Annotated in this window: 14 protein-coding genes, 1 tRNA gene and 1 pseudogene; 8 read left to right on the top strand and 8 right to left on the bottom strand. The window is 65.0% G+C overall.

From position 1 onward, the window contains the following. Positions 1–229 precede the first annotated feature (229 nt). The 8 genes from ACDI39_RS21695 (at position 230) to ychF (ending at position 7028) form a co-directional block, all read left to right on the top strand. Entirely contained in the window at positions 230–1957 is a 1728-nt protein-coding gene (locus ACDI39_RS21695) for a tetratricopeptide repeat protein (RefSeq protein ID WP_486537034.1), read from the top strand. 2 nt (positions 1958–1959) lie between these two features. Continuing rightward, positions 1960–2577: a lipoprotein insertase outer membrane protein LolB gene (gene lolB / locus ACDI39_RS21690; RefSeq protein ID WP_253081221.1), complete on the top strand. Its 618-nt coding sequence runs from the start codon at positions 1960–1962 to the stop codon at positions 2575–2577. Positions 2578–2580: 3 nt separating this feature from the next. Beyond that, complete coding sequence (gene ispE / locus ACDI39_RS21685; RefSeq protein ID WP_253103273.1) at positions 2581–3426, top strand: 4-(cytidine 5'-diphospho)-2-C-methyl-D-erythritol kinase; 846 nt, start codon at positions 2581–2583, stop codon at positions 3424–3426. A gap of 34 nt (positions 3427–3460) precedes the next feature. Beyond that, a tRNA-Gln gene (locus ACDI39_RS21680) sits at positions 3461–3535 on the top strand. Positions 3536–3583: 48 nt separating this feature from the next. Next, entirely contained in the window at positions 3584–4525 is a 942-nt protein-coding gene (locus ACDI39_RS21675; RefSeq protein ID WP_043214915.1) for a ribose-phosphate pyrophosphokinase, read from the top strand. A 123-nt stretch (positions 4526–4648) separates the two neighbouring features. Next, complete coding sequence (locus tag ACDI39_RS21670) at positions 4649–5245, top strand: 50S ribosomal protein L25/general stress protein Ctc (protein ID WP_225788505.1); 597 nt, start codon at positions 4649–4651, stop codon at positions 5243–5245. 75 nt (positions 5246–5320) lie between these two features. Continuing rightward, positions 5321–5905 carry an aminoacyl-tRNA hydrolase gene (gene pth / locus ACDI39_RS21665; protein WP_225788504.1) on the top strand — a complete coding sequence of 195 codons (585 nt, stop codon included), beginning with the start codon at positions 5321–5323 and terminating at the stop codon, positions 5903–5905. A 22-nt stretch (positions 5906–5927) separates the two neighbouring features. Then, a complete protein-coding gene (gene ychF, locus ACDI39_RS21660) occupies positions 5928–7028 on the top strand; it encodes a redox-regulated ATPase YchF (RefSeq protein WP_253103274.1) in 1101 nt (366 codons plus the stop codon). An 84-nt stretch (positions 7029–7112) separates the two neighbouring features. On the opposite strand, the gene ycaC is transcribed toward ychF, so the two are convergent. From ycaC to eutB, 8 genes and pseudogenes are all read right to left on the bottom strand, one after another. After that, positions 7113–7739, bottom strand: a complete 627-nt coding sequence (gene ycaC, locus ACDI39_RS21655; protein WP_225788502.1) for an isochorismate family cysteine hydrolase YcaC — start codon at positions 7737–7739, stop codon at positions 7113–7115. Positions 7740–7861: 122 nt separating this feature from the next. Then, a pseudogene (locus ACDI39_RS21650) lies at positions 7862–8063 on the bottom strand (hydrolase); the annotation flags it as partial. Between the two features lie 486 nt (positions 8064–8549). Then, positions 8550–9935: an aspartate aminotransferase family protein gene (locus ACDI39_RS21645; protein WP_225788501.1), complete on the bottom strand. Its 1386-nt coding sequence runs from the start codon at positions 9933–9935 to the stop codon at positions 8550–8552. A gap of 12 nt (positions 9936–9947) precedes the next feature. Next, positions 9948–11414, bottom strand: a complete 1467-nt coding sequence (locus ACDI39_RS21640) for an NAD-dependent succinate-semialdehyde dehydrogenase (protein WP_225788500.1) — start codon at positions 11412–11414, stop codon at positions 9948–9950. A gap of 48 nt (positions 11415–11462) precedes the next feature. After that, the gene (doeB, locus tag ACDI39_RS21635; protein WP_225788499.1) at positions 11463–12479 is read right to left on the bottom strand and encodes a N(2)-acetyl-L-2,4-diaminobutanoate deacetylase DoeB; all 1017 of its coding nucleotides are present in this window, start codon (positions 12477–12479) and stop codon (positions 11463–11465) included. Positions 12480–12482: 3 nt separating this feature from the next. Then, the gene (gene doeA, locus ACDI39_RS21630; RefSeq protein ID WP_225788498.1) at positions 12483–13673 is read right to left on the bottom strand and encodes an ectoine hydrolase DoeA; all 1191 of its coding nucleotides are present in this window, start codon (positions 13671–13673) and stop codon (positions 12483–12485) included. Between the two features lie 36 nt (positions 13674–13709). Continuing rightward, positions 13710–14702, bottom strand: coding sequence for an ectoine utilization protein EutC (gene eutC, locus ACDI39_RS21625; RefSeq protein ID WP_253081223.1), 993 nt, complete (start codon positions 14700–14702; stop codon positions 13710–13712). Between the two features lie 33 nt (positions 14703–14735). Beyond that, positions 14736–15707 (bottom strand): hydroxyectoine utilization dehydratase EutB, encoded by a 972-nt coding sequence (gene eutB, locus ACDI39_RS21620; protein ID WP_486537032.1) that lies wholly within the window; start codon positions 15705–15707, stop codon positions 14736–14738. Positions 15708–15917: the final 210 nt, after the last annotated feature.

Raw genomic sequence — 15917 nt, 5'->3', positions numbered from 1 at the left:
CCATCGCGCACCAAAAGCAAGAGCAAGAGCCAAAGCAGGAGCAGGAGCAGGAGCAGGAGCAGGAGCAGGAGCAGGAGCAGGAGCGTCCTTTATTTCGAAAGCCTCGAACAAGCTGGGCATGTGATTGTCCGAACAAACCGCCCCGTGCAATAAACCACGACCATCGCTGGTGGGTTTGCCCTCGCGCTTGTGTCATCATGCTCCGACCGCCTGTATCCAAAGCCTCTTTATGAACAGATCCTACGCATTGCTGCTTGCCCTTGCCCTGCTCCAGGGCTGCCAGAGCCTGGCCCCGCAGAAGCCCGAGGGCCTGCCGTCCGTCGCCGAAGCCAGCAAGGACGAGCCAGAAAAGCCCACCGTGTACGGATCGTTCAAGCAGGACACGCTCTACAGCCTGCTGGTCGCAGAGTTGGCCGGCCAGCGCAACCGCTTCGACATCGCCCTGGCCAACTACGTCGACCAGGCCGAGAAGACCCAGGACCCCGCCGTCTCCGAACGCGCCTTCCGCATCGCCGAATACCTCGGCGCCGACGAACCCGCGCTCGACACCGCACTGATCTGGGCCCGCAACGCCCCCGAGAACCTCGACGCCCAACGCGCCGCCGCCATCCAGCTGGCCCGCGCCGAACGCTACGACGACGCCATGACCTACATGGAAAAGGTGCTCCAGGGCCAAGGCGACACCCATTTCGACTTCCTCGCCCTGTCGGCCGCCGAAACCGACCAGAACACCCGCGACGGCCTGCTGCAAAGCTTCGACCGCCTGCTGACCAAGTACCCCGACAACAACCAGCTGGTGTTCGGCAAGGCCCTGCTGTTGAACCAAGACGGCAAGACCGAGCAAGCCCTCGACCTGCTCGAAGCCCACCCACCGCAACACGGCGAAATCGCCCCGGTACTGCTGCGCGCACGCCTGCTGCAGGCCCTGGACCGCGGCCCCGAGGCCCTGCCGCTGCTACGCCGGGCGATCCGCGACAACCCCGACGACAAACGCCTGCGCCTGACCTACGCCCGCACCCTGGTCGAGCAAGACCGCATCGCCGATGCCAAGGGCGAGTTCGCCAGCCTCGTCCAGCAGTATCCCGAGGACGATGAACTGCGCTACTCCCTGGCCCTGGTGTGCCTGGAAAACAAGGACTGGGACGAAGCCGAGGGCTACCTGCAGGAGTTGGTCGAGCGCGACAGCAACGTCGACGCCGCGCACCTGAACCTGGGCCGTATCCACGAGGAACGCAACGCCCCCGAATCGGCCCTGCGCGAGTACGCCCTGGTCGGCCCGGGCCCAGACTACCTGCCGGCACAACTGCGCCAGGCCGACATCCTCATCGCCAACGGCCGCGCCAGCGAAGCCTCACGCCTGCTGGCCGAAGCCCGCGAAGCGCAGCCGGACTACGCCATCCAGCTCTACCTGATCGAAGCGGAAAGCTACGGCAACAACGGCAAGGACGCCCAGGCCGAGCACGTCCTGGAGCAGGCTATCAAGCGCTATCCGGACGACATCAACCTGCTCTATACCCGCGCCATGCTGGCCGAAAAACGCGGCGACCTGGCACTGCTGGAAAAGGACCTGCGCACCATCATCGAGCGCGAGCCGGAAAACGCCATGGCCCTCAATGCGCTCGGCTACACCCTGGCCGACCGCACCACCCGCTATGCCGAGGCCAAGTCGCTGATCGAGAAGGCCCACCAGCTCACCCCCGACGACCCCGCCGTGCTCGACAGCCTGGGCTGGGTCAACTACCGCCTGGGCAACCTGGACGAGGCCGAGCGCCTGCTGCGCCAGGCCTTGGAGCGTTTCCCCGACCATGAAGTGGCCGCCCACCTGGGCGAAGTCCTCTGGGTCAATGGCAAACGCCGCGAAGCCCGCCAGGTCTGGGCCAAGGCCATCGAAGCCCAGCCCGACAGCCCCATCCTGCGCAAGACCCTCCTGCGCCTGACCGGATCCGAGACCCTGTAGACATGTTCCTGCGTCATTGCATCACCTTCATCCTGGTCGCCCTGCTCGCCGGCTGCGCCGGCTTCGGTTCCCGCGAAGCCCTGCAAGGCCAAGGCGACCCGCAGTTGTGGCGAGCCCACAAACAACAACTGACCGCCCTCGACGGCTGGCAGATCAACGGCAAGGTCGGCATCCGCGCGCCTCGGGACTCCGGCAGCGGCACGCTGTTCTGGCTGCAACGCCAGGACTACTACGACATCCGCCTGGCCGGCCCGCTGGGACGTGGCGCCGCCCGCCTCACCGGACGCCCCGGCGGCGTGGTCCTGGAAGTGGCCAACCAAGGCCGCTACGAGGCCCCCAGCCCCGAGGCCCTGCTGGAAGAGCAACTGGGCTGGCAGCTACCGGTCTCGCACCTGGTCTGGTGGGTACGCGGCCTGCCGGCCCCCGACAGCAAGAGCCAGTTGACCCTCGACGGCGACAGCCGCCTGGCCAGCCTCAACCAGGATGGCTGGCAGGTGCAGTACCTGGGCTACACCCAGCAGAACGGCTACTGGCTGCCCGAACGCCTGAAACTGCACGGCGAGCACCTCGACGTCACCCTGGTGGTCAAGGACTGGCAGCCCCGCCAGCTGGGGCACTGAACCATGCACAGGCTCACCCTGCCCGCCCCCGCCAAGCTCAACCTGTGGCTACACATCATCGGCCGCCGTGCCGACGGCTACCATGAGCTGGAAACGGTGTTCCAGTTCCTCGACCATGCCGACCAGCTGAGCTTCGCCCCCCGCGAGGACGGCCGGATCCACCTGCGCACCGCCGTCGAGGGTGTGCCCCACGACAGCAACCTGGTCGTGCGTGCCGCGCGCCAGTTGCAACAGCAATCCGGCTGCCACCTCGGCGCCGACATCTGGCTCGACAAGGTCCTGCCCATGGGCGGCGGCATCGGCGGCGGCAGTTCGAACGCCGCGACCACCCTCCTGGCGCTGAACCACCTGTGGCAACTGGGCTGGGACGAAGACCGCCTGGCCGCCCTGGGCCTGGCCCTCGGCGCCGATGTGCCGGTGTTCGTCCGCGGCCATGCCGCCTTCGCCCAAGGCGTGGGCGAACAGCTGACACCCGTCGACCCCGAGGAGCCCTGGTACGTCGTGCTGGTGCCGCAAGTGTCTGTCAGCACAGCGGAAATTTTTTCACATCCGCAGTTGACACGTGATTCCCTCCCCCTTAAGATGCGCCCCGTTCCCGAGGGAAACAGTCGAAATGACTGCCAACCGGTGGTAGAGCAGAGTTATCCAGAAGTTCGCAATGCGTTGAATTCACTGGGTAAATTCACTGAAGCTCGGCTAACCGGGACTGGAAGTTGCGTGTTTGGGGCCTTCCCAAGCAAAGCCGAAGCTGATAAAGTTCTGGCCCTTCTTTCAGAGACCCAAACAGGGTTTGTGGCTAAGGGAAGCAACGTTTCGATGTTGCATCGCAAGCTGCAGAGTCTGATCTAGAAGTCGAGTGCCAGGCACTCGCAGCAACAGATACAGGGGCGTCGCCAAGCGGTAAGGCAGCAGGTTTTGATCCTGCCATGCGTTGGTTCGAATCCAGCCGCCCCTGCCATTTTCCTTATACTCATCCAGGTATACCCTCAGCCTTCAGGTACTGCGCGTGTCCAAGATGATGGTCTTCACGGGGAATGCCAACCCCGATCTGGCTCGGCGTGTCGTACGTCAGCTGCATATTCCACTGGGTGATGTTTCTGTCGGCAAGTTCTCCGACGGCGAAATCAGTGCTGAGATCAATGAAAATGTCCGCGGTAAGGACGTCTTCATCATCCAGCCGACCTGTGCCCCTACCAACGACAACCTGATGGAACTGGTAGTGATGGCCGACGCCTTCCGCCGCTCCTCAGCTTCCCGAATCACCGCCGTGATTCCCTACTTCGGATACGCCCGCCAGGACCGCCGTCCGCGTTCGGCACGTGTAGCCATCAGCGCCAAAGTCGTCGCTGACATGCTCACTGTCGTGGGTATCGACCGTGTGCTCACCGTCGACCTGCACGCTGACCAGATCCAGGGCTTCTTCGATATCCCCGTCGACAACATCTACGGCTCGCCCGTACTGGTCGACGACATCGAAGACCAGCGTTTCGAGAACCTGATGATCGTCTCCCCGGACATCGGTGGTGTCGTGCGCGCACGTGCCGTCGCCAAGTCCCTGGGCGTCGACCTGGGTATCATCGACAAGCGCCGTGAAAAGGCCAATCACTCCGAAGTGATGCACATCATCGGCGACGTCGAAGGACGCACCTGCATCCTGGTAGACGACATGGTCGACACCGCCGGCACCCTGTGCAACGCGGCCAAGGCCCTGAAAGACCACGGCGCTGCCAAGGTCTACGCCTACTGCACGCACCCGGTACTGTCCGGTCGTGCGATCGAGAACATCGAGAAGTCCGTGCTGGACGAGCTGGTGGTGACCAACACCATCCCGCTGTCCGCGGCTGCTCAGGCCTGTGACCGTATCCGCCAACTGGATATCGCACCGGTCGTCGCTGAGGCGGTACGCCGCATCAGCAACGAAGAATCGATCAGCGCGATGTTCCGCTAAGCGGAACGCACGCTGACGAAAAGCGCCCCGCCCCAACACAGGTTGTTGGGGCGGGGCTTTTTTGCCCACCCCGCCTGACGCTGGTCGCAAGCGTCATCCGGGAGGCTTATTTGGAGAAAGAAAATGACCGATTTCATCCTGAACGCCCAAGCGCGTACTGACCTGGGGAAAGGTGCGAGCCGCCGCCTGCGTCATGCCGCCAGCATCCCTGCCGTTGTCTACGGTGGTAACAAGGACGCCGAGTCCCTGACCATCCTGACCAAGGAAATCACCAAGCTGTTCGACAACGAAGCGGCCTTCAGCCACGTCATCGAACTGAACGTCGACGGCGCCAAGCAGAACGTCATCGTCAAGGCCCTGCAGCGCCACCCGGCCAAAGGCTTCATCATGCACGCCGACTTCGTTCGCGTCGTCGCTGGCCAGAAGCTGACCGCCAAGGTTCCGGTTCACTTCATCAACGAAGAAGCCCCGACCAAGAAAGGCGGCGAGATCTCCCACGTAGAGAACGAGATCGAAGTTTCCTGCGAAGCCAAGGACCTGCCTGAGTTCATCGAAGTCGACCTGGCCAACGCTGAAGTCGGTACCATCATCCACCTGTCGGACCTCAAGGCTCCGAAAGGCGTCGAGTTCGTGGCCCTGGCCCACGGTGACGACAAGGCCATCGCCAACGTCCACGCACCGCGCGTTGCCCCTGAAGCTGCAGAAGGCGCTGCCGAGTAATCACTCGCGCGCCGGTGTTGACCGGGTTACGGCGCCCGCGCCGTAACCCACCAACTCCAAGGAAGAGCTCCTGACGTGACCGCCATCCAGTTGATCGTCGGCCTGGGTAACCCCGGCCCCGAATACGAACAGACCCGGCATAACGCAGGGGCTCTTTTCGTTGAACGCCTCGCCAGCGCCCAGCGCGTCTCCCTGACCGCTGACCGCAAGTATTTCGGCCTGACGGCTAGATTCAGCCATCAGGGCCACGACGTTCGTCTGTTGATCCCCACCACCTACATGAACCGCAGCGGCCAGTCCGTGGCGGCATTGGCCAATTTCTTCCGGATCCCACCGGCGGCCATCCTGGTGGCCCACGACGAACTCGACCTGCCCCCGGGTGTCGCCAAGCTCAAGAAAGGCGGTGGCCATGGTGGGCACAACGGCCTGCGCGACATCATCGCGCAGCTCGGCAACCAGAACGACTTCCATCGCCTGCGGCTGGGTATCGGCCACCCGGGCGACGCCAAACTGGTCTCCAACTTCGTCCTGGGCCGCGCACCGCGCGCCGAGCAGGAGAAGCTCGACGCCAGCATCGATTTTGCCCTCGGCGTGCTGCCGGACGTCCTCGCTGGCGACTTCGCCAAGGCGATGCGCGAGCTGCACAGCCAGAAGGCCTGATTTCCTAGAGAGGGGAATTCCCATGGGTTTCAATTGCGGCATCGTCGGCCTGCCCAACGTCGGCAAGTCCACCCTGTTCAACGCCCTGACCAAGTCTGGTATCGCGGCGGAGAACTTCCCCTTCTGCACCATCGAGCCGAACAGCGGCATCGTGCCGATGCCCGACCCGCGCCTGAACGCCCTGGCCGAGATCGTCAAGCCTGAGCGCGTGTTGCCCACCACCATGGAATTCGTCGACATCGCCGGCCTGGTCGCTGGCGCCTCGAAGGGCGAAGGCCTGGGCAACAAGTTCCTCGCCAACATCCGCGAGACCGACGCCATCGCCCACGTGGTGCGCTGCTTCGAAGACGAGAACGTGATCCACGTCTCCAACAGTGTCGACCCCAAGCGTGACATCGAGATCATCGACCTGGAGCTGATCTTCGCCGACCTCGACAGCTGCGAGAAGCAACTGCAGAAGGTCGCCCGCAACGCCAAGGGCGGCGACAAGGAAGCCCTGGCGCAAAAGGCCATCCTCGAGAAGCTCATCCCCCACTTCACCGAAGGCAAGCCGGCGCGCAGCCTGATGAAGCAGATGAGCGACGAGGAAAAGGCCGTGATCCGCGGCTTCCACCTGCTGACCAGCAAGCCGGTGATGTACATCGCCAACGTCGCCGAGGATGGCTTCGAGAACAACCCGCACCTGGACGTGGTCAAGGCCATCGCCGAGGAAGAAGGCGCGGTCGTGGTGCCGGTGTGCAACAAGATCGAAGCCGAGATCGCCGAGCTGGACGACGGCGAGGAGAAGGACATGTTCCTCGAAGCCCTGGGCCTGGAAGAGCCTGGCCTGAACCGCGTGATCCGCGCCGGCTACGCCCTGCTCAACCTGCAGACCTACTTCACCGCCGGGGTGAAGGAAGTCCGCGCCTGGACCGTCCGTGTCGGCGCCACCGCACCGCAAGCCGCCGCCGTGATCCACACCGACTTCGAGAAAGGCTTCATCCGCGCCGAAGTGGTGGCCTACGACGACTTCATCCAGTACAAGGGAGAAGGCGGTGCCAAGGAAGCCGGCAAGTGGCGCTTGGAAGGCAAGGACTACATCGTCAAGGATGGCGACGTGATGCACTTCCGTTTCAACGTCTGAGCGGCAGTCTTAACGAACTGAAAACCCCTTGAGGACAACGGTCCCAAGGGGTTTTTCTTTTCTGGCAAACCGCTTCGCCCGCGATCACTTCGCCCCGTTCAAGGTATTGAAGCTGGTCATCAGGTTACGGTAGTCCGGGATGTGGTTGGAGAACAGCGTGCCCAGCCCTTCGATGTCGTTGCGCCAGTCGCGGTGCAACTCGCAGGCCACGCCGAACCAGGTCATCAGTTGTGCCCCGGCAGCTTCCATGCGGCGCCAGGCCGAGTCACGGGTCAGTTCATTGAAGGTGCCGGAGGCGTCGGTGACGACGAATACCTCGAAGCCCTCCTCCAGGGCCGACAAAGCCGGGAAGGCCACGCACACCTCGGTCACCACGCCAGCGATGATCAGTTGCTTCTTGCCGGTCGCCTTCACCGCCTTGACGAAGTCCTCGTTGTCCCAGGCATTGATGTTGCCAGGACGGGCGATGTAGGGCGCATCGGGGAACTGCTCCTTGAGCTCGGGCACCAACGGGCCGTTGGGGCCGCTCTCGAAGCTGGTGGTGAGGATGGTCGGCAGCTTGAAGTACTTGGCCAGGTCCGACAGGGCCAGCACGTTGTTCTTGAACCGATCGGGTTCGATGTCCCGTACCAGAGAGAGCAGACCGGTCTGGTGATCGACCAGCAGAACGGCAGCATCATTCTTGTCCAGACGTTTGTATTGGAAGCCCATGGGGGTTCTCCTTGCTTGGTTTTCGGGGGGGCAGGTAAGTGCGGAGTCCAACAGCTCATTGTTGGTCACCACCGCCTGCGCTTTCATGTAGCTTTCGATCAACAGTTGCTAATGCGAGAACACGCGACGTACTGGGCGTGTGGCGCGGCTTCGTGGAACTCGGGGATCAGCGGGCCGTTGGGACGCTGCGGAACGGAGGCGGTGGTGATCAACGACCGTCTGGAACAGGCCGCTCTGCTGATCGATCAGCAACATCGCCGCCTGGCTGGGATCGATCCGGGGAACTTGGCCATTGAAGTTGGCGGCTTGGTTGAAAGTGCTCATCGTTCTCTCCTCGTTTCGAGAACCGGCCATCCTGGCCAATGCGGTAGGACCGCGGACCCACGAATCCAGCGTGGGGATTATCAGAGTAGGCAACGCCAGCCAGACGGGATGACCGTCAGTCGGCCGGAGCAGCTCGGTGCGGTCGGTTGGCGAGGTGATTGGCTGATGGATCTTCTTCACCACCGACCTCCTGAACACGACGGAAGTAACGGTAGTGCCCTGGGCAGGGACTCGGTAGATCCAATATTCGGGCCTCAGCGTTCCATTGCGCGAACGCTGGGTAGAGGGCCAGCAGGATAGGAGCGGAATCGTTCCAATAAAGGACAGTTAAGCGGTGCCTAATCGTGGGGCTGCTTTGCAGCCCATCGCGGGCAAGCCCGCTCCCACAGAGACCGCGCCGTTCTTGAGATCGACGCCGAACCTGTGGGAGCGGGCTTGCCCGCGATGGGCCGCAAAGCGGCCCCAGAACAGCGGCCTCAGGTACCGTCAGCCAAGCACCTTCCCGGCCACCTCATCGACCGCCGCCTTGGTGATCGCGACGATCCGCTCGGCATCGTCCTTGCCCAACACCAGCGGCGGCGCGAAGCCGAGGATATCGCCGTGGGGCATGGCCCGGGCGATCATGCCGCGCTCCAGGCACGCCGCCGACACCTGCGGCCCGACCTTCAGCGCCGGGTCGAACGCCGTGCGCGCCTCCCGGTCGGCCATGAACTCCACAGCACACAGCATGCCGTCCCCACGCACCTCGCCGACCAGCGGGTGCCCTTCGAAGGTCTCGCGCATGCGCTGGTTCAGGTACGCCCCCACCACCTCGGCATTGCCGGTCAGGTCCTCACGCTCGAGGATGTCCAGGTTGGCCAGGGCAGCGGCCGCGCAGATCGGGTGGCCGGAATAGGTCCAGCCATGGCCCATGGCCCCGTCCTTGCGCGAACCCTCCTCGATCACGTTCCACACCTTCTCGCCGACGATCACCGCCGACAGCGGCGCGTAGGCACTGGTCAGGCCCTTGGCGGTGGTGATCAGGTCGGGGCGGATGCCGTAGCGCTGGCTGCCCATCTTCGAGCCCAGGCGGCCGAAGGCGCACACCACCTCGTCGGCGATCAGCAGCACATCGTACTTGTCCAACACTGCCTGGATCGCCGCCCAGTAGCCCTTGGGCGGGACGATGATGCCGCCGGTGCCCATCAGCGGCTCGCCGATGAAGGCGGCAACGGTGTCCGGGCCTTCGGCGAGGATCAGCTTCTCCAGCTCATCGGCGCAATAGCGCACGAAAGCCTGCTCGTCCATGCCGGCCGGCGCCTTGCGGTACCAGTGCGGGCACACCGTGTGCTTGACCCCTTCCACCGGCAGGTCGAAGTGCTGGTGAAAGCTGGGCAGGCCGGTGAGGCTGCCGGTCATGATGCCCGAGCCATGGTAGCCACGGTCGCGGGAGATGATCTTCTTCTTTTGCGGCCGTCCGAGGATGTTGTTGTAGTAGCGCACCAGCTTGACCTGGGTCTCGTTGGCGTCGGAGCCAGACAGGCCGTAGTAGACCTTCTTCATCCCCGCCGGCGCCCAGTCGATGATGCGGCTGGAAAGCTCGATGATCGCCTCGGTCGAGTGCCCCACGTAGGTGTGGTAGTAGGCCAGCTCCTTGGCCTGCTTGTGGATCGCGTCGGCGACTTCGCTGCGACCGTAGCCGATGTTCACGCAGTACAGGCCAGCGAAGGCATCGATCAGCTCGCGGCCTTCGTGGTCGCGCAGGCGGATGCCCTCGGCGCCGGTGATGATCCGCCCCTTGAGCGCGCCACTGGCATGGTCGTGGGCGTGGGTCGAGGGGTGCATGAAATGGGCACGGTCCTGCTCGAACAGCTGGCTGAATTCTTGGCTCATGGCAAACGCTCCTTAGAACTGACCTTGATGGTGCAAGCAAAAGTATTTGGTCTCGACGAAGGGCTCGAAGCCCTCGCTGCCGCCTTCACGCCCCAGGCCCGAGGCCTTCATGCCGCCGAACGGGATCGGATGGCCGGTGAACTTCACGCCGTTGACCGCGACCATGGCATGGTCCAGCCGGCGGATCAGCGGGTGGACCACATCCAGACGGTTGGAACAGATGTAGGCGGCCAGGCCGTACTCGGTGTCATTGGCCATTTCGATGGCCTGCTCCAGGGTGTCGAACGGCATCACCCCGGCGATGGGCGCGAAATTCTCTTCCTGGTAAATGCGCATCTGCGGCGTGACATCCGCCAACACGGTAGGTTGGTAGAACCAGCCCCCCAGGGCATGGGCTTCGCCGCCGACCAGGCGTCGGGCGCCGTGGGCGATGGCGTCCTCGACCCGCTCGGCCGTGGCATCGAAGGCGGCCTGGTGCATCAGCGGCCCGATGTCGACGTGGGTTTCCTCGCCATCGAGCATCGCCGGCCCGACCTTCAAGGCCCGTACCGCTTCGGCGAAGCGCGCCAGGAAGGCCTCGTACAACGGGCGCTGGACCATGATCCGGTTGGCCGCGCAGCAGTCCTGCCCCGAGGTCTGGAACTTGGCCGCGACCGCGACCTTCACCGCCAGCTCCAGGTCGGCATCGGCGCAGACGATGAACGGCGCGTTGCCTCCCAGCTCCAGGGCGACCTTCTTGACGTCGTGGGCAGCGGCCTGCAGCACCAGCTTGCCGACCCGGGTGGAGCCGGTGAAGCTGACCGAACGCACGCGCGGGTCGCGCACCAGGGTCTCCATGGCCATCTGCGGTTCGCCGATGACCACGTTGAACACACCGGCAGGCAAGCCCGCCTCTTCGGCCAACTGCGCCAGGGCCAGTGCCGAGAACGGTGTCTCGTGGGCTGGCTTGACCACCACGGTGCAGCCGGCGGCCAGTGCGGCAGCGGCCTTGCGGGTGATCATGGCGCTGGGGAAGTTCCACGGCGTGAGCAACGCGCAGACACCCACCGGCTCCTTCACGGTCCCCAGTTGGGCCCCAGGGATGTGACTGGGAATGGTCTGGCCATACAGGCGCCGCGCCTGCTCGGCGAACCAGGGGATGAAGCTGGCCGCATAGGCGATTTCGCCGCGCGCTTCGGCCAGTGGCTTGCCCTGCTCCCGACTGAGGATGCGCGCCAGCGCTTCCTGGTGCTCCAGGAGCAGTTCGCCCCAGCGCCGCAGCAAAGCTGCCCGCGCCTCCAGGCTTTGCTGGCGCCAAGGCACGAAGGCACGCTGCGCGGCATCCACCGCGGCGACGATCTGTTCATGCTCGAGCAACGGTACATGGTCGATGACCTGGCGGTTGGCCGGGTCGAGCACGGCGATGCTGTTGCCACTGTTGCTGTGCAGCCATTGGCCGTCGACGTGGCACAGGTTTCTGAACGGGTATTGGTGTGACATGAGCTGTTCTCCATACCTCTTGTAATGGCGCGGCCGAAGCCTGGTGCGCTACAGCACGTCGGCGATCACCGCCAGGGTGTCGCCGCATTGCACCAGGCCGGGGAAATGCCGGGCGGCCAGCAGGCCGCCGCGTCGAGCGCGGTATTCGATCGGGGCGCTGCCGGTGCGCTTGATGTCATGGACGCGGGCGATGACCTCGCCCTGGCTGACCGTGTCGCCAAGGTCGCGGCACATCTCCAGCAGGCCGTCGTGTTCGCTGGCGATGAAGCAGTCGCCGTCGGGCATGTCGAGCATGATCGACGCGCTGGCCTGGACCTCGCCTTCGAGGATGCCGGCATGCACCAGCAGGTTGTGCACGCCGCGCTCGGCCAAGGCCACGCTCTTGGCCGTGGAGGTGCCGCCGCCGCCCAGCTCGGTGGTGACGAACACCTTGCCCTGGGCCTCGGCCGCAGTGTCGTACATGGCCTGGGCGTCCTGCTCGAGCATGCGCATGCTGTACGGCGCCGAGAACGCCCGCATGCCCGCTTCGCAACGCGCCTGTTGGTCCTTGTCGGGCAGCACGTGGCAGGCCGCGAACGGCAGGAAGTCCAGGGTCCTGCCGCCGGAATGGATATCCAGGACGATATCGGCCAGCGGCAGCAGGGTGCGGCGGAAATAGTCGGCGATCTTTTCCGTCACGGTGCCGTCAGGCTTGCCCGGGAAGCTACGGTTGAGATTGCCCTTGTCGATCGGCGAGGTACGCCGGCCGGCCTGGAACGCCGGGGTGTTCATGAAGGGCACGATGATCACCCGCCCGCTGACCTGCTCGGCCTGCAGCCGCTGCGCCAGCTTGCTCAGGGCCACCGGCCCCTCGTACTCATCGCCATGGTTGCCGCCGGTCAACAGGGCAGTCGGCCCGCTGCCGTGCTTCACCACGGTGATTGGGATCATCACTGCGCCCCAGGCCGAGTCGTCGCGCGAATACGGCAGCTTGAGAAAGCCGTGCTGCACACCGTCGCGCTCGAAGTCCACGGTGCTGCTGATCGGGTTCGTCGCTTGTGGGGCGCTGTCTGCAAATGCATTCATGGCTCAATCCTTCACGAACAGCTGGCGCGGCACGTTGCACAGGGTCTCGACCCCGGTCTCGGTGATCAGGATGCTTTCGGTGATTTCCAGACCCCAGTCGTCCATCCACAGACCCGGCATGAAGTGGAAGGTCATGCCCGGTTGCAACACGCTGCTGTCGCTCGGGCGCAGGCTCATGGTGCGCTCGCCCCAGTCCGGCGGATAACTGATACCGATCGGGTAGCCGCAGCGGCTGTCCTTGTGGATGCCGAACTTCTCCAGCACACCGAAGAACGCCCGGGCGATGTCTCCCGTGGTGTTGCCAGGCCTTGCAGCCTCGAGCCCCGCGGCGATGCCCTCGACCACGGCCTTCTCGCCTTCGAGGAAGTGCGGCGGCGGCTTGCCCAGGTAGACCGTGCGCGACAGCGGGCAGTGGTAGCGCTTGTAGCAGCCGGCGATCTCGAAGAAGGTCCCCGCGCCGGTGACGAACGGCGAATCGTCCCAGGTCAGGTGCGGGGCGCTGGCGTCGGCGCCGGTCGGCAGCAACGGCACGATCGCCGGGTAGTCACCGCCGTGGCCGTCGACGCCGAGGATACCGCTGCTGTAGATCTCGGCCACCAGCTCGTTCTTGCGCATGCCCGGCTCGATGCGCTCGAGGATGCGCCCATGCATCTTCTCGACGATGCGCGCGGCGATGCGCATGTATTCGATTTCCTGGGGCGACTTCACCGCCCGCTGCCAGTTGACCAACCCGGCGGCATCGCTGAAGGTCGCCTGCGGCAGGTGCCGGCACAGGGCCTGGTAGGCCGCGGCGCTGAAGTAGTAGTTGTCCATCTCCACGCCGATGTTCAAGGCGCCCCAGCCCTTGGCCAGGATCACCTCCTGGCACAGGTAGTCCATCGGATGGCGCTCACGTGACTGCACGTAGATGTCCGGGTAGCCGACGATGTTGTCGTGGGCCATGAACACCGTGCGCTTGGCGCCATTGGCATCCTGGCCACGGCCGAACCAGATCGGCTCGCCATCGAGCGCCAGCAACACGCACTGGTGCACGTAGAACGACCAGCCGTCGTAGCCGGTCAGCCAGGCCATGTTCGACGGATCGGTGACCAGCAACAGCTCCAGGCCCTGCGCCTGCATGGCGGCGCGGGTCCGGGCCAGGCGCTGGGCGTACTCCTGCCGGCTGAACGGCAGGTTGACCACTGACTGAGACATTGCAATGCCCTCTGTTGAGTGGGGTTGGAAGATTCTTCAGCTGGCGAAGGCCAGGCCCTTGCCAGCGGCCAGCGCACGCTCGAAGGCCAGGTTGGCGATGGCGGTGTCCTGGGCGCCGGTGCCGGTCAGGTCGCACAGGGTGATCTGACCGGCACTGGTACGGCCCGGCTGCTGCCCGGCGATGACCTGGCCGAGTTCGCAGAAGGCGCCGTCGTCGTGGACCAGGCCGGCGCGCAAGGCATGGTGCAGCTCGCCCAGCACGCGGGTCTGGCCGAGGCGGTCGGCGACGTAGCGGTCGACCTCGGCCACCACCTGCGGGGCGATCTCGTTCTTGTGCTCGGCATCCGAGCCCATGGCGGTGATGTGCAGGCCGGGGTGCAGGTGATGAGGCTGGAGCAGCGGTTCGCGGCTGGGGGTGCAGGTGATGGCGATGTCCGCACCCTGCATGGCCTGGTCGATGCTGTCGCACACCAGCACCTGCAAGCCGCCATCGCGGCCGAGTTCATCGCCCAGCGCCGCGGCCTTGGCCGGGTCGCGCGCCCACAGATGCACCCGCTCGATCGGCCGCACCAGGCGCAGCGCCTGCAACTGCAGGCGGGCTTGCTCGCCACTGCCGATCAGCGCCACGCAGCGGCTGTCTTCACGGGCCAGCCAACGTGCCGCTACCGCGCCGGCCGCGGCGGTGCGCACGGCGGTGAGGTAGCCGTTGTCGAGCAACAGGGCATCCAGCAAGCCGGTGCGTGCCGACAACAGCATCATCATGCCGTTGAGGCTGGGCAGGCCGAGCTTGGGGTTGTCGAAGAAGCCGGGGCTGACCTTGATCGCGAAGCGCGCGATGCCCGGCAGGTAGGCGGTCTTCACGTCCACCTCGCCGTTGTGCTCGGGCACGTCCAGGCGCAGGATCGGCGGCATCGCCACCTGCGCCGTGGCCAGCAGGGCGAAGGCCTGCTCGATGGTATCGACCGCGGCGCGGTCGAGGCAGATGCAGTCACGCAGGTCGGCTTCGCTGAGCAAGGTGATGGCGGGCATCGGAAAACCTCCAGTGAACGAAAAGAAAAGACCTCAGGCGTCGCCGCCGTTCATCACCCGCAAGTGCTGTGCGGTATCGACGTTGCGGCCGCTGACCACCACCACGATCGGCCCACGGGCCGGCACCAGGCCGTCGAGCAACGCGGCGATGCCCACCGCACCGGCGCCCTCGACCACCTGGCGCTCCTGCTGGTAGGCATGGCGCATGGCATTGGCGATCGAGGTTTCCGCCAGCAGGTGCACTTGGTCGAGCAGGCGCCGGGTCAGGGTGAAGGTGTGGCGGTTGTCCAGGCCGATACCGCCGCCGAGGGAGTCGGCCAGGGTCGGCAACTCCTCGACCTCGACCGGGCGGCCAGCCTGCAGGCTGGCGTGCATTGCCGCGCCACGGGTCATGCTGATGCCATGGGTGGTGATGGCCGGGTTGATGCTTTTCAGGGCCAGCGCCACGCCGGCGAACAAGCCGCCGCCGGACAGCGGCACGAGTACCTGGCCAACGTCGGGCAGTTGCTCGATGATCTCCAGGCCCAAGGTGCCCTGGCCGGCGATCACCGCCGGATCGTCGAAAGGCGGCACCAGCGCCGCGCCCTGCTCATGGGCATGCTGCAGGGCCGCGTGCTGGGCATCGTCCTGGGAGTGGCCGACGATGCACACCTCGGCGCCCAAGTCGCGGATCGCCTGGACCTTGTTGGCTGGTACCAGGTGCGAGAGATAGACGGTGGCGCGCACACCCAACTGCGACGCGGCGTAGGCCAGTGCCCGGCCATGGTTGCCGGTGGAGGCGGTGACCACGCCACGCGCCCGCAGGTCCGGGGCAAGGGCCGCGACTGCATTGCTGGCGCCGCGCAGCTTGAAACTGCCGGTGAGTTGCTGGGATTCGAGCTTCAGGTAGACCGGTGCGCCGGCGATGCGGCTCAGGCTCGGGGAGTGTTCCAACGGCGTGCGGCGCACGAGCCCCTGGATACGCTGGCGGGCAAGGTGGATATCGTGAAGCGAGAGCTCTGACATGACCGCGTCCCAACAAGTGGCCTGGTGTTGGGCGGAGTCTAAGAGCGGCAAATTGTCGTGATGAATGTACTAGGTCAATTTGCCGGACATTTTTTATTTTGCATCGCCTGTGCTGCCCCATTCGCGGGCAAGCCCGCTCCAGGGGTTGAGCCGATCACATGAAATGCGCATTGCACAAGCGTGTCATCCAGTTAGACGGCCCCCTGCTGC

It is taken from the genome of Pseudomonas sp. Tun-23181, from assembly GCF_057415455.1.
This window is presented reverse-complemented; position numbering and strand designations above follow the sequence as displayed.

What these genes read in the sequence shown, in the direction of transcription:
- ispE (WP_253103273.1), top strand. Translation starts at nt 2,581, where the DNA reads ATGCACAGGCTCACCCTGCCCGCCCCCGCCAAGCTCAACCTGTGGCTA.
- lolB (WP_253081221.1), top strand. Translation starts at nt 1,960, where the DNA reads ATGTTCCTGCGTCATTGCATCACCTTCATCCTGGTCGCCCTGCTCGCC.
- doeA (WP_225788498.1), bottom strand. Translation starts at nt 13,673, where the DNA reads ATGTCTCAGTCAGTGGTCAACCTGCCGTTCAGCCGGCAGGAGTACGCC.
- ACDI39_RS21645 (WP_225788501.1), bottom strand. Translation starts at nt 9,935, where the DNA reads ATGAGCCAAGAATTCAGCCAGCTGTTCGAGCAGGACCGTGCCCATTTC.
- doeB (WP_225788499.1), bottom strand. Translation starts at nt 12,479, where the DNA reads ATGAATGCATTTGCAGACAGCGCCCCACAAGCGACGAACCCGATCAGC.
- ycaC (WP_225788502.1), bottom strand. Translation starts at nt 7,739, where the DNA reads ATGGGCTTCCAATACAAACGTCTGGACAAGAATGATGCTGCCGTTCTG.
- ACDI39_RS21670 (WP_225788505.1), top strand. Translation starts at nt 4,649, where the DNA reads ATGACCGATTTCATCCTGAACGCCCAAGCGCGTACTGACCTGGGGAAA.
- ACDI39_RS21640 (WP_225788500.1), bottom strand. Translation starts at nt 11,414, where the DNA reads ATGTCACACCAATACCCGTTCAGAAACCTGTGCCACGTCGACGGCCAA.
- ACDI39_RS21695 (WP_486537034.1), top strand. Translation starts at nt 230, where the DNA reads ATGAACAGATCCTACGCATTGCTGCTTGCCCTTGCCCTGCTCCAGGGC.
- ychF (WP_253103274.1), top strand. Translation starts at nt 5,928, where the DNA reads ATGGGTTTCAATTGCGGCATCGTCGGCCTGCCCAACGTCGGCAAGTCC.
- eutB (WP_486537032.1), bottom strand. Translation starts at nt 15,707, where the DNA reads ATGTCAGAGCTCTCGCTTCACGATATCCACCTTGCCCGCCAGCGTATC.
- eutC (WP_253081223.1), bottom strand. Translation starts at nt 14,702, where the DNA reads ATGCCCGCCATCACCTTGCTCAGCGAAGCCGACCTGCGTGACTGCATC.